The organism is Brevundimonas sp. KH_058, assembly GCF_057838505.1.
In genome coordinates this window covers 876,610-890,166 of record NZ_CM174469.1, presented here as the reverse complement: position 1 = coordinate 890,166, position 13,557 = coordinate 876,610, and the positions used below count along the sequence as shown (strand labels likewise).

Annotated in this window: 10 protein-coding genes; 2 read left to right on the top strand and 8 right to left on the bottom strand. The window is 63.8% G+C overall.

The features are described 5' to 3' along the window. Positions 1-500: 500 nt before the first annotated feature. The 7 genes from AC3ISA_RS04195 to AC3ISA_RS04165 form a co-directional block, all read right to left on the bottom strand. The gene (locus AC3ISA_RS04195; protein ID WP_152950506.1) at positions 501-1,640 is read right to left on the bottom strand and encodes a hybrid sensor histidine kinase/response regulator; all 1,140 of its coding nucleotides are present in this window, start codon (positions 1,638-1,640) and stop codon (positions 501-503) included. Beyond that, entirely contained in the window at positions 1,637-2,212 is a 576-nt protein-coding gene (locus tag AC3ISA_RS04190) for a chemotaxis protein CheB (RefSeq protein ID WP_152950507.1), read from the bottom strand. The genes AC3ISA_RS04195 and AC3ISA_RS04190 overlap by 4 nt, the downstream gene beginning before the upstream one ends. Next, positions 2,209-3,033 (bottom strand): CheR family methyltransferase, encoded by an 825-nt coding sequence (locus AC3ISA_RS04185; RefSeq protein WP_152950508.1) that lies wholly within the window; start codon positions 3,031-3,033, stop codon positions 2,209-2,211. The genes AC3ISA_RS04190 and AC3ISA_RS04185 overlap by 4 nt, the downstream gene beginning before the upstream one ends. 3 nt (positions 3,034-3,036) lie before the next feature. Beyond that, a complete protein-coding gene (locus tag AC3ISA_RS04180) occupies positions 3,037-6,459 on the bottom strand; it encodes a response regulator (protein ID WP_227975958.1) in 3,423 nt (1,140 codons plus the stop codon). A 183-nt stretch (positions 6,460-6,642) separates the two neighbouring features. Further along, the gene (locus AC3ISA_RS04175) at positions 6,643-8,079 is read right to left on the bottom strand and encodes an aldehyde dehydrogenase family protein (RefSeq protein WP_489179470.1); all 1,437 of its coding nucleotides are present in this window, start codon (positions 8,077-8,079) and stop codon (positions 6,643-6,645) included. 32 nt (positions 8,080-8,111) lie between these two features. Beyond that, positions 8,112-9,758 (bottom strand): acetolactate synthase large subunit, encoded by a 1,647-nt coding sequence (locus AC3ISA_RS04170; protein WP_489179469.1) that lies wholly within the window; start codon positions 9,756-9,758, stop codon positions 8,112-8,114. Positions 9,759-10,325: 567 nt separating this feature from the next. Continuing rightward, a complete protein-coding gene (locus tag AC3ISA_RS04165) occupies positions 10,326-11,066 on the bottom strand; it encodes an SDR family NAD(P)-dependent oxidoreductase (RefSeq protein ID WP_489179468.1) in 741 nt (246 codons plus the stop codon). 153 nt (positions 11,067-11,219) lie between these two features. Between AC3ISA_RS04165 and AC3ISA_RS04160 the strand changes: the two genes are divergently transcribed. After that, positions 11,220-12,107 (top strand): AraC family transcriptional regulator, encoded by an 888-nt coding sequence (locus AC3ISA_RS04160; RefSeq protein ID WP_489179467.1) that lies wholly within the window; start codon positions 11,220-11,222, stop codon positions 12,105-12,107. Positions 12,108-12,146: 39 nt separating this feature from the next. On the opposite strand, the gene AC3ISA_RS04155 is transcribed toward AC3ISA_RS04160, so the two are convergent. Beyond that, a complete protein-coding gene (locus tag AC3ISA_RS04155) occupies positions 12,147-12,524 on the bottom strand; it encodes a winged helix-turn-helix transcriptional regulator (RefSeq protein WP_066629760.1) in 378 nt (125 codons plus the stop codon). A 95-nt stretch (positions 12,525-12,619) separates the two neighbouring features. On the opposite strand from AC3ISA_RS04155, the gene AC3ISA_RS04150 reads away from it, so the two are divergent. Continuing rightward, complete coding sequence (locus AC3ISA_RS04150) at positions 12,620-13,468, top strand: enoyl-CoA hydratase/isomerase family protein (RefSeq protein WP_489179466.1); 849 nt, start codon at positions 12,620-12,622, stop codon at positions 13,466-13,468. Positions 13,469-13,557 lie beyond the last annotated feature (89 nt).

Sequence of the window (13,557 nt, the reverse complement as noted above, 5' to 3'; positions counted from 1 at the left end):
GGCTCCGGCTTGGGAACGGCCAGTCGTCTTCAGGCTGGCGCCGCACACTCAGGCGAGCAGCGATCGCATCACGCGCAGGCTCGGTGATCTCAACGGGCACAGGTCTCCCGGTCTTCTGTTGGATGACGACCGACCGCTGACGGAGAACACCGCCTCTCGCCTCATCGCTCACGCGAAGTCGGACCAGGTCGCAGGCGCGTAGTTTCGAATCCAACGCGCAGTTGAACATGGCGAGGTCGCGAAATCTCCTAGCCACACTCAACTGTTGTCGGATGGACCAGATGAGCGTGGGCTTAAGCGGCGCCTTGGGGCCGATTAGACGGCCGGCGTTCCCTGAGGGCTTCGGTTGTAGGAACAGGTCAGACTGTCGCATGCCCCCTCCTCTGAGGTCGCCTCCCTGTCGCGACGCCTGCTTCCGGATAATGAACTTCTGTGCGCCAGTCCCAGACATCCACTGCCGCATTGTTTGGCAATAGCCGCGCCTACTCCGACGGTCGATGCTATGCTGAACGCGGCAACCGTATGGTGAAACAGCTGCCGGCGCCCGGACCGTCGCTTTCCACGCGGATGTCGCCCTTATGCAGATCGACCAGTTGGCGGACCAGGGCCAGACCGATGCCAAGGCCTTCGCTGGATCGATCGTCGGGCCCCTTCAACTGCGTGTACAGCTCAAAGACCCGAGCTTGCATATCCTTGGAAATGCCGACGCCAGTGTCGGAGACGGCGACTTCGACGTAGTCGGGCCCGGCGTTCGCCCGGAGCTGGATCGTCCCGCCCGACGGGGTGTATTTGGCTGCGTTGGTCAGCAGATTGCTGACGATCTGCGATAGGCGGGTGAAGTCGGCTGTGACCCATACGGTTTCCGTCGGTAGGTCAAACGTGAAGGCATGCCCACCCGCGTCGATCCTGGGACGGCTTGTATCGATCGCGGAGTCCAGCACGGTCTTTAACTGCACCCGTTCGAGGCGCAGGGCGATCTTGCCCTGATCGATCCTCGAAACGTCAAGCAGATCCTCGACAAGCCGCGAGAGGTGGAACAGTTGGGTCGCCATCCGCTCCCGGATGACGGCGGCTTGATCTGGCTCGCCGGCGCGATCGAGCAACTTCAGCCCTGCGTTCAGGGCCATGATGGGATTGCGTAGCTCATGACCTAAGACCGCCAGGAACTCGTTCTTGCGTTGATCTGCGGCGCTCAAGGCCGTCGCATGCACGTCCAATTCGTCTCGTTGCAGGCGTATCCGCTCACGCTGCTGATAGAGTTCAATGAAGATCTCCGTCTTCATTCGCAGGATATCAGGCTCGATCGGCTTCTGTATAAAATCGACAGCGCCGGCCTCATAGCCGCGAAACCGGCGCTGCTGTTCTGCGCTGCCCGCCGTGACGAAGATGATGGGGACATGACGGACCCGGGCGTTGCCGCGCATGAATTCGGCCAGTTGGAAGCCGTCCATGCCAGGCATCTGCACGTCTAGGAGGGCGAGAGCGACGTCTTCGGCAAGGAGCAGCTCAAGCGCCTGATCTCCGGACTTCGCCTTGAGCAGGTGGAGACCTTCGCGCTGGAGCAAAGCCTCAAGCGCGAGGAGGTTTTCCTCGAGATCATCGACAAGAAGAACCTTTATCGGGGCGTCGAGGGTCGTCATGCGGATTCGAGTTCCACCAGATAGTTTGCGATGTCCGCCAGACTCATGGCCGTTGCGCCCGCGCAGGCCGCGAGAGCGGCTTCTGGCATCGCTGACGCATAGGCCTCTGACGGACATTCGACGAAGGCCTCGCCACCCCTTTCCATAACGGCTCTCAGTCCGGCGGCCCCGTCGTTGTTGGCGCCCGTCAGCACGACGCCGATCAGGCCGGCTCCATAGGCGTCGGCGGCGCTTTCGAAGAGAACGTCAATCGATGGGCGAGAATAGTTGACCGGCTCATCCGAGGACAAGGCCAGCCCGCCATCTCGCTCGACCAGAAGGTGATAGTCGGGGGGCGCAAAATAGACGGTTCCCGGAAGGACCCTTTCCTTGTCCTCGGCTTCAAGCACCGCAAGGGCGCAGCTCGCTTGAAGCAGCGGCACGAGACCATTGCCTCGATCCGGGGGGACATGGACCGCGATCAGAATGGGCAAGGGATAGTCCGCTGGGAGGATGGGAAGGATGGCTAAAAGCGCCTGCACGGCGCCGGCGGAAGCGCCGATCACCACCGCGCGTTGTGATGGGACACTCATGCGCCTAGCCTTCGGTAGAGCTTTTCCTGGGGGACGAACTCAGAAAATTCGCCGGCGTGGGCCGAAAACCTCAAACTTTCCTTGGAGCCGAGGCCGAGGAAGCCTCCGCGTGGTAGGGAGTCCTTGAACAGGCCAATGGCGCGATCCTGCAGGGCGCGATCAAAATAGATCATGACATTGCGGCAGGAGATCAGTTGCATCTCGGCGAACGCCGCGTCCGTGACGAGGCTGTGATCGGAGAAGACGACCCGGGCGCTGAGGCTACGGTCGAAGACGGCCCGCCCGTAGTCGGCCGTATAGTAGTCGGACAGGGACGAACGTCCGCCCGACTTCTGGTGGTTCTCGGTGAATTTGCGCAGCCGATCGAGGGCGTAGACCCCGGCTTCTGCTGCGCGGAGCGCATCGGGATTGATGTCGGTGGCATAGAAGAGGGTGCGATCATACAGCCCTTCCTCCCGGAACAGGATGGCTAGGGAGTAGACTTCCTCGCCAGTGCTGCACCCCGCAATCCAAACCTTGAGCGACGGATAGGTGCGCAAATGGGGAAGCACCGTCTCGCGCAAGGCTTTGAAATAGGTCGGGTCGCGGAACATTTCGCTGACCTGCACCGTCAGATAGCCCAGCAGCCGAGGCAGCATCGTCGGGTCGTGCAGGACAGCGTCCTGCAGCGCGGTCAGCGTCGGATAGCCCATCTGGTCGCGGGCCTGCACTAGCCTCCGCTTGATCGACGCACGGGCATAGTGACGGAAGTCGAAATGATAGCGCTGGAACAGCGCCTCCAGCAGCAGTTGGATTTCGAGGTCTTCGAGAGCGTCGGCCATGGATCAGCGCGGCATCCACACGCGGACCAGAGAGAGCAACTTATCGACATCCAGGGGCTTGGCCATGTAGTCGTTGGCCCCTGCTGCGAGACAGCGTTCCTGGTCGTCCGGCATGGCTTTGGCGGTCAGCATCAGGATCGGCAGGCCGCCCCAGCGTCCATCGCTCCGGATGCGCTGTGTCGCGGTGAGCCCGTCCATGACCGGCATCATCACATCCATCAGAACGAGGTCTATGGCGGGTGCAGAGGCGGCGGACGCATCGAGCGCGTCGAGCGCTTCCTGCCCGTTGCGCGCGATCTGCACGACGGCGCCGCGAGGTTCGAGCACGCTGGTGAGGGAATAGATGTTTCGGACATCATCCTCGACGACGAGGATGCGCCGGCCTTCCAGCACGGCATCTCGATTTCGCGCCTTCTGGATCATGCGCTGCTGTTCGGGCGGCATGTCGGCGACCACCTGGTGGAGGAACAGCGAGACCTCATCCAGCAGGCGTTCCGGCGACTTGGCGCCCTTGATGATGATTGAGCTGGAGTAGCGGCGCAGTTGTTGCTCGTGGTCCGCCGTCAGATCCTGGCCGGTATAGACGATCACCGGCGGATAGGCCTGCTGACCGTCCAGACTGAGCGTCTCCAGCAGCGAGAAGCCGGAGGCGTCGGGCAGGGACAGGTCCACAACCATGCAGTCGAAGGTCTGCTGTTCGAGGGTTTGAAGGCATTCCGCCGCCGTGCCCACCCCGACCGTCTCGACCCCGCCGCTCGACAGAAGGGCTCTCATGGCCTCGCGCTGGACGGCGTCATCCTCCACGATCAGGACTCGTCGAACGGTCCGGGTGAGGTCCTCCTCCAGGGCCCGAAGGACATCCGCCAGCGCCTCACGTTTGACCGGCTTGGTGAGATACCCCATCGCGCCAAGCGCGCGCGCGGTCGTGGCATGGTCTCCAGCGGACACCACATGGATCGGTATATGGCGGGTCTGGTCGTCGCGCTTCAGCGTGTCCAGGACCGTCAGACCGGACTGGTCAGGAAGGCCGACGTCAAGGACGATGGCGCTCGGCCGGTACTGTTTGGCCAGCTTGATCGCGTCCTCGCCATTACTGGCCACAAGACACTGGAACGCCATTTCGCGCGACAGGTCCCGGACGATGGCGGCGAAACGATCGTCGTCTTCAACGACCAGCAACGTGCGCCGGTTCACGGCCAGCGCGTCCCGATCATCCTCAATCGCGCGGGGCAGGACAGCGGGCGACGATTTCGGGGCGGCCTGCGTGACTGAGGACGCCGCGGGTTGCGGAGCAAAGGGCGCGCGCGACGCAACCTGAGCGGCGTCGTAGGCGAGGGGCGCGCTGAGGGTGAAGGTGCTGCCTTTGCCGGGCTTGCTTTCCAGAGTGATCGCGCCTCCGAGCAACCGAGCCAGTTCCCTGGAGATCGAAAGTCCGAGCCCCGTCCCGCCGTACTTGCGGCTGATCGTGCCGTCGGCCTGCTGGAAGGCTTCGAAGATGCTGTTCTGCTGTTCGCGCGAAATACCGATTCCGGTGTCTTTCACCGAAAAAACCAAGCCCCGGTCGCCGGGCGCGATCCTCAGCTTTACGCTCCCCTTCTCTGTGAACTTGAAGGCGTTCGAAAGCAGGTTCTTAAGGATCTGTTCCAGACGTTGACGGTCCGTCTCAACCAGATCGGGCGTCCCCTTGGCGACGTCGATCGTGAAGTTCAGCCCCCGCTGGTCTGCAATCGGATCGAACAGCTGGCGCAAGTCGCCGGCCAGTCTCTGGACCGAAACAGCTTCGGGACGGATCTGGACGTGCCCGGCCTCGATCTTGGAGAGGTCGAGAATGTCGTTGATCAACGTCAACAGATCGTCGCCCGAGGACTGAATGGTCCGGGCGTAGCGAACCTGCTCTTCGGACAGGTTTCCGTCGCTGTTGTCGCCGAGAAGCTTCGACAGGATCAGCAGGGAGTTAAGAGGCGTCCGGAGTTCGTGGGACATGTTGGCGAGGAAGTCGGACTTGTACTGGCTGGCCGCTTCGAGCTCCCGGGCCTTGAGGGCCAGATCGGCGCCGGTCCGTTCCAGGTCGTCGCGCTGTCCCTCCAGAACCTGTGCTTGCTCTTCCAGCTGGCTGTTGGTCTGTTCAAGCTCCACCTGCTGCTGCTCCAGCCGCACCTGGGATTCCTTGAGCGCGCGCCCCTGCTCCTCCAACTCCTCGTTGGAAACCCGAAGCTCTTCGCTCTGCACCTGTAGTTCCTCGGACTGGCGCTGGGTCTCTTCGAGGGCGTTCTGAAGATCCAGACGATAGCGCGCCGACCTGAGGGCGACGCCTATCGCAGCCGCACTTTCGTCCAGCAGCCGAAGGACCTGCGGTCCCGGGGCATGGATAAAGCCCAACTCGATCACGGCGTTGATGACGCCATCAGCGTTCGCAGGGGCGATGACGAGATGACGCGGGTCATCCCGTCCCAGCGCGGATCCAATAGTCAGATAGCCTTGAGGGACATCCGTCAGCAGCACTGACGCCCCATCAGCGGCGACCTGGCCCAGAAGGCCCTCCTTAAGTCGGAACTCCATAGGCACGGGCGCGTCTGATGGAACGCCCAGGGTGGCGGCGCGGCGGAAAACGCCGCCTTCGCCCTTGAAGATCGCTGCGGCTTGAAAGTCGACATATCGAGCCAGGAAGCCCAAGATGCTGTCGGCCAGCGCCTCGATGGTCTTGTCGCCGCTCATTGCTTCGGCGAGCCCGACCTGTCCGGCCTGAAGCCACTCCCGCCGGGCGCGTTCCCGCGTGCTGTTGCGGATGAGCAGGAACACCCCGACGGTGAGGGCGGCGCCGAGCAGGGCGGACAGGATTCCGGTCAGCAGGGCGGTCCGGTAAGCGACCTCCATCTCAGACAGCCACTGTCGCCGCTGCTGCGCGACGTCGGCGCGCATGATGGCCAAGCGTTCCCGGATCGCATTCATCGCCGTCCTGCCGCGGTCGGTTTCGATCATCGCGACGGCCGCCGCGAGGCCGCCCGTACGCCGCGCTTCGATTCCCCGGGTCAACTGCTCCATCTTGACGCCGACATGGCGCTTGACCTCTTTGAGGTTGGCCTGCTGCGCTGGGTCGCGCGAGGTCACTTCGGTGAGGATCGCAAGGTCACGGTCCATTGCGGCCACGGCGTCTTCGTAGGGCTCAAGATAACGGTCTTGGCCCGTGAGAAGGTAACCGCGCTGTCCCGTTTCAGCGTCCTGCACGGTCGACAGGACCTGGTCTATGGCCACCAGTGTCGTATGGGTTCCAACCACCTTCTGACTATTGGCGCGCAGGCCCTGGACGTTGAGGTAGGCGACGACGCCGCTAATCAGGAAGAAGGCGAGAACGAGCACGACGCCCACTCCGACCCAAATTTCGACCTTCGATCGAATGCGTCCAACGCCATGCTGCGTCTGAGCCAAGCTCGCTCTCCAACCCGAAAAGTTCATTCCGCCCGTCCATAGCTGCAAGCCACACCTTGGCAAACAGTGCTGAGGACGCCACCGCTGTTTTCATAATTTCCCTGACCGAAAGCCGACGTCCCCAACCGCCGCTTTGAGTCAAGAAGAGACTTTGGCTGACTGGGAGGGAGATGGCCCTGCCGACTACCCGTGCCTTCTGATCACCAGGTTGCGGATTTCGCACATGTCTTCCATGGCGAACTTGACCCCTTCGCGGCCCAGCCCGGAATCCTTGACCCCACCATACGGCATGTTGTCGACGCGATAGCTGGGAACGTCGCCGATGAGCACGCCGCCGACCTCCAGCACCTCCCAGGCCCGCATCGCCTTGTGGATGTCGCGAGTGAAGATCCCGGCCTGCAGGCCGAACCGGCTGTCGTTGATCTCTTCGAGCGCAACCTCGAAATCGGAGAAGCGGGACAGGATCGCGACTGGCCCGAACGCCTCCTCGTCGCGGATCTTCAGGCCCCTCCCGACGCCCTCCAGCAACGTCGCTTCCAACATCGCGCCCTGACGGCCGCCGCCGCACAGCAGGGTCGCGCCCGCAGCGGTCGCCTCGGCGATCCAGCTCTCAAGCCGGCGCGCCTCCCCCTCGTCGATCATGGGACCGATGAAGACGTTCTCGTCCAGAGGATCGCCAGAGACGAGCGAGCGGGCCTTGGTGACCAGCATGTCCCGCAAGGCCTCGTAGATGTCCTCGTGGATCAGGATGCGCTGGACGCCGATGCAGGACTGCCCCGACTGGTAAAAGGCCCCGAAGATGATCCGGTCCGTGGCGTCCGCCAGATCGGTATCGCGATCGACGATCACCGCGGCGTTGCCGCCGAGCTCCAGCACCACCTTCTTCTTGCCGGACCTGGACTTGAGGGCCCAGCCCACCTCCGGCGAGCCGGTGAACGAAAGCAGCTTCAACCGGTCGTCGGTGGTGAAGAGATCCGCGCCGTCGCGGGTCGCCGGCAGGATGGAGAAGGCGCCTTTGGGAAGGTCGGTCTCGGCCAGCACCTCGCCGATGATCAAGGCGCCCAGCGGCGTTCGGGACGCAGGCTTCATCACGAAGGGGCAGCCGACGGCCAGCGCCGGGGCGATCTTGTGCGCCGCCAGGTTCAGAGGGAAGTTGAACGGCGAGATGAAGGAGCAGGGGCCGATCGGAACTCGCTTCCACATGCCCTGGTAGCCTTTGGCGCGGGCGGAGATGTCCAGCGGCTGGACCTCGCCGGTCATACGCACGGATTCCTCGGCTGCGATGCGGAAGGTGTCGATCAGCCGGCTGACCTCGCCACGCGAGTCCCGGATCGGCTTGCCGGCCTCGATGCACAGGGCATAGGCCAGTTCGTCCGCCCGCTCCTGGAACCGCGTCACGCAGTGGGCGAGGACCGCCTGGCGTTCGTATGCCGCCATTTCGGCCATCGGACGCGTGGCCTTAACCGCCGCATCGATGGCCTTGTCGATCGTCGCCGCGTCGGCCAGGGCGACCCGTGTCGCCACCTCACCGGAGTATTTGTTGGTGACCTCGAGGTCCTGGTTCGGGCTCAGCGCCTCATTGGCCAGGTAGAGCGGATAGGATGTCTTCAGGGAGGGCAAAGGACTGCTCCGGCATGGGGCTGACGGCCGACCTAGAGCGCGGCGCTCAGGTCACGAATGTCGGTGTTCAGGATACGGTCGTTGTCGGCATAGTCGACCGGAACCTCCACCAGATGGACGCCCGGGGTATCGAGGCAGGCTCGCAACAGGTCTGGCAGGCCTTCCGCGCTGGTCGCGCGGTGCCCGTGCGCTCCGTAGGACTCGGCGTACTTGACGAAGTCCGGATTGCCGTAGGTCAGACCCCAGTCGGCGAAACCCATATGCGCCTGTTTCCAGCGGATCATGCCGTAGCTGTTGTCGTTGAGAACCAGAACGACCAGGTTGAGCCCCAGCCGGACGGCGGTTTCCATCTCCTGGCTGTTCATCATGAAGCCGCCGTCGCCGCAGACGGCCATGACCTTTCGCCCCGGGCAGATCATGGCCGACGCCATAGCCGAGGGCAGGCCGGCGCCCATGGTGGCCAGCGCATTATCCACCAGCATGGTGTTGGGCATGTAGGCCGGGTAGTTTCGGGTGAACCAGATTTTGTAGACGCCGTTGTCGAGGCAGACGATGCCGTCGTCCGGCATCACCTGCCGGATCTGGTCGACAAGGTATTGCGGATAGAGCGGATAGCGCGTGTCGCCCACCGCGGCGGCGGAATGCGCGACCTCGGCGCGCCGGAACCGCTCCATATCCGCGAATGTCCAGTGGGCCTGCGGCTCAAGGGCTTCCTTCAGCTGCCAGATGGCGTTGGCTATGTCGCCGACCACTTCGATCTGAGGGAAATAGACGGGATCCACCTCGGCGGTGCGGAAGCCGATATGGATCACCTCGCTGCCCCCGGTGGTCATGAAGAAGGGCGGCTTCTCGATGACATCATGGCCGACATTGATGATGACGTCCGCCGCATCGACGATGCGATGGACGAAATCGCCCGACGAGAGGGCGGCGCAGCCCAGATATTTCGGATTGCGCTCGTCGATGACGCCTTTGCCCAGTTGGGTGGTGATGAAGGGGATGCCGGTTTTTTCGACCAACTCGGTAAGCATCCGGCTGGTCATCTTGCGGTTGGCGCCCGCCCCGACGATCAGAAGCGGGGATTTGGCCCGCGCAATCCGGTCGGCCGCGATCTGGATCGACTTGGGGTCTGGAATGGGACGGCGCACCTGGCTCGCGGGGATCGGGCCGTTGTCGGTCTGTTCGCGGGCGACGTCTTCGGGAAGCTCCAGATGCGTCGCGCCGGGCTTTTCCTCCTGGGCCAGGCGCACGGCCTCGCGCACCCGGGCGGGGATGTTGTCGGCCGAGGCCAGTTGGTGCGTGTATTTGGTGATCGGCCGCATCATGTCGACCACATCCAGAATCTGGAATCGTCCCTGTTTGGAGGACTTGATCGGCTTCTGGCCGGTGATCATCATCATTGGCATGCCGCCCAGCTGCGCATAGGCGGCCGTGGTGACGAGATTGGTCGCGCCTGGACCCAGCGTCGCCAGGCAGACGCCGGCCTTGCCCGTGTGCCGGCCATAGGTGGCCGCCATGAACCCTGCGCCCTGTTCGTGGCGCGTGAGGATCAGCCGGATCTGTTTTGATCGGGACAGGCTGTCCAGAAGGTCGAGATTCTCCTCACCCGGCACGCCGAATACGTATTCGACACCCTCCTGTTCGAGGCATGCGACGAACAGATCAGACGCCTTGGTCATGGAAACTCCGGGGTCAGGTGACGATCAACTCCCGGACTGGGGGGCCGGGCGTAGGGGGCGACGATGGGGCGGTCAACCGACGCGCGATTGATCCTGTAGCTGGCGAACGGTGGCGCGGTCGCCCTGAAGCTCGACCGACTGCTGGCCGATCAGGTGGTTATACCGTCTCGAAAGTAGCGAGATAGCGCTGAAGTGTGGACCGGCGTAGAAAAGGGATCCCGTTAGCTGTGTGGTCGGCGTCGAATACGGACCCCTGATCCCTGAAGCCTAACGGTGGCGGCTTGGTGGATAGCGCGCGCCGTTTGCTGAATGATCGGATCACGCTTCGCGGCCTGCTCGGTTGGCCGCAGAAAGCCACAGCCTTGCTTGCTGCTCCAAAGCAGACGTCGTGAAGCGCCGTTCTCAGTCCTTGAGGCATGGAGCGACCGGTAGGGATTCGATCCCAGAACCCGCGAGCCTTCCAACGCCAGATCGACGTTATAAACCGCTGCTCTGCGCCGCTACCGACGGCGTCGCCCGTGTCAACGCCCGCATCGGCAATGCGCCGATGCGGGCGTCTTTGACAGGCTAGGCGTTCGCGCCGCCGTCGACCGTTATAACCGTGCCGTTGATCATGCTGGCCGCCGGGCTGGCCAGGAAGGCGACGGCGTCGGCGATTTCGCGCGGGTCCGCATAGCGTCCCACGGACGACAGACCGCGCTGAAAATCGGCGCCTTCGCCGTCAGCCGGATTGGCCTCGGTATCGGTCGATCCTGGCGAGACGAGGTTCACGGTGACGCCGAGCGGACCAAGCTCCCGCGAAAGGCCGCGCGTGAAGGACAGTAGAGCCGATTTCGTCATGGCGTAGGCCGTCACCCCAGGGAAGGGGACCCGATCACCCAAGGCGGAGCCGATCGAGATGATCCGCCCGCCCTGACCGAGGTGCGGGATCGCGGCCTTGGAAAAGGCGACGGGTCCGCGAACATTCACGTCCATCAGGGTCTGGAATTGAGCGAGGTCCAGATCCGCGACGGGACCGGCTAGTCCGATGGCCGCGCTATTGACCAGGATGTCCAAGCCGCCGAGCGCATTGACCGTCTCAGCTACGGCGCTCTCGATGGCGTCGGTGTCGGCGCTGTCGGCCTTCACGGCGAGGCCGCGGCGCCCGACCTTCTGGATCGCAGCGACGACGCTGTCCGCGCGCTGCGGGGAGTTTTGGTAGGTGATGGCGACGTCCGCGCCGCGCTCGGCCAAGGCCTGAGCAATCGCAGCGCCAATACCCCGGGATCCTCCGGTGACGAGAGCGCGCTTTCCACTGAGATCGGTCATATCTGTTCCTGGGTGAAAGGGCCCGGCGGGCCCCTTGAGAGCCGCGTTTCGTCGGCCTCTTCTGTGCAGGGAGATAGGCGAAGCTCTGCGGACCAGAATATCTGATCCTGCCGGAGGCTTGCCTAATCCTGCCAGCGACCTATCTCATTGGCCATGACGGATCTCGCGCACATCACACGCCGCCTTCTTGACGACCTAGAGCCTTTCGTCGCTGCGCGTCCGGACACCCGGGGCGTGCAGACGCCAGTGCCCCGCCTGACGGTGTGGTCGACCACCACGCCGACCGATCCGACGCCTGCGGCATTCAAACCCATGCTTTACGCCGTCCTGCAGGGAACGAGGATTCTGTTCATGGGCGAGAACCGCTTCGAGTTGACCCCAGGCGCCTGCACCGCCTCGTCCTTCGGTCTGCCCTACGTGGACCAACTCACGCCCTATGGGTCAGCGCCTTACATCGCTGTCAGTCTAGACTTTGATATCGCCAAGCTTACTCACGTCATGCTCAATATGCCCAAACGGGAAGATCTCTGGACCTGCGCGGCGGCGGCCGGAGACCTCAGCGGCCCAGTGGGTGAAGCCTTCGCACGGCTTGTGGCGCTCGTGAAAACGCCTGGCGACATCGACATGCTGGCGGACCCCATCGAGACTGAGCTCTATTACAGGCTTCTGCAGAGCCCGATGGGCGACACGCTTCGTCAGATCGGCCAGCGCAATGCGCGTGTCCGCCACATCAAGGCGGCAGCCGACTGGCTCGCCTCCCATAATCGCGAACCTGTCGTCATTCCCGACCTAGCGGCGTCGGCGGGGATGAGCGTGACGTCCTTCCACCGGCACTTCAAGGCGATCACCGGCCACACCCCACTCGCATTCCAGAAACACATGCGCCTTCTGGAGGCCCGCAAGCTACTCGCCGCCGGGAGCGCCACGGTCTCGCGGGTGGCGTTCGATGTCGGCTACGTCAGCGCGTCCCAGTTCAGTCGAGAGTACAAGTCGATGTTCGGCGCCTCGCCGGTCGACGACCTCCCAAGGGCGCCCGGCTGACATGGCGATGCGATCCGCCAGACCGGCACACAGCCCCGCTCAGCGGCCGTCGTACGTCGTCTGGGCCGACTGAATCGTATCCATGTGCAGCACGGTCCAGTCGTAGAGGGCGCCGAACGGCTGCTGCAGCGACCGGCCGAGCGGCGTGAGCGAGTACTCCACTCCCGGAGGAGACCCCGCAAGGACGCGGCGCTCGACCATCCCATTGCGCTCGAGCTTGCGCAGGGTCTGGGTCAGCACCCTCTGGGTTATGCCGTCCAGGCGGTGGCGGATGGCGTTGAAGCGTCGCGGCTCGCGCAGGACCTGCAACACCAGCATCGACCATTTGTCGGCGATCTGATCGAGGATCGCCCGGCTTGGGCAGTCAGCCCGGTAGACCGGGTCGCGGGGATCGTTGGGGTCGATCGGACGAGACATCGTATTCTCCAGCATACCTGGGATACTCAAGGTGCGTTCTTGACCCTAGGTATTCAAGAGATACTTGAGCGGCCTTTCTACAGAAAGGTCCCTCAATGTCTCTTCCCGCCTTCAGTCGGCTCCGTGTCTCCACCGAAGCCGGCGTCACCCGCGTTGTCATCGGCAACCCGCCCGTCAACATCCTGGACGCCGGCCTGGCCGCTGAGCTTGTCGGATTGCTGGACGCGCTTCGCGATGACGCGGACGTGCGGGTGATCGTTTTCGAAAGCGCCGACGATGAGTTCTTCATCGCCCACGTCGATATGAGCCTCATCGACGAGCCGACCGCGTTCGATGAGCTGACCCAGTCGCTCCCATCGGCGGCCAATCCGTTCCAGGCGATGGCCCTGCGGCTTCGGGCTCAGCCGCAGGCCACGATCGTGAAGCTCGCTGGAAAGGCGCGCGGCGGCGGCGCGGAGTTCGTCGCGGCCGCCGACATGAGCTTCGCCGCTCTGGAGACCGCCGGGTTGGGCCAGATCGAGGCCTTGATGGGGATCATACCGGGAGGCGCAGGGACGCAGCTGCTCGCCGAAAGAACGACGAGGGGCAGGGCGCTTGAGATTGTCCTCGGGGCCGATCTGATCGACGCCGCGACCGCCGAGCGGTACGGCTGGATCAACCGGGCCCTGCCCGCCGCCGATCTAGACGCTTTCGTGGATCGTCTGGCCCGCAATATCGCGGCTCTCCCCGATGGCGTGATCGCGGCCGCGAAGTCCGCCTTGCCGCCTGCCGACCTGACCGACGGCCTCAAGCTGGAACATGATGCGTGGGCCGGACTGTTCGCTCGCCCTGCCGGTGAGACGCTCATCCGAGGCGGGCTGGAGGAGGGCGCTCAGACCCGGCTAGGCGAGCGCGATCTTGAAGGCCTGCTTCGCCGCCTTTGGCGGCGCATCGGTAGCGTCTGAGGCCGTCTGCAGAGGATCGCCCGAAATCCGGCGCGGCGTGAACAGCGGACCATCCCATGTTCCCGCAATCTTGGCCTGCTCTTCTAGAG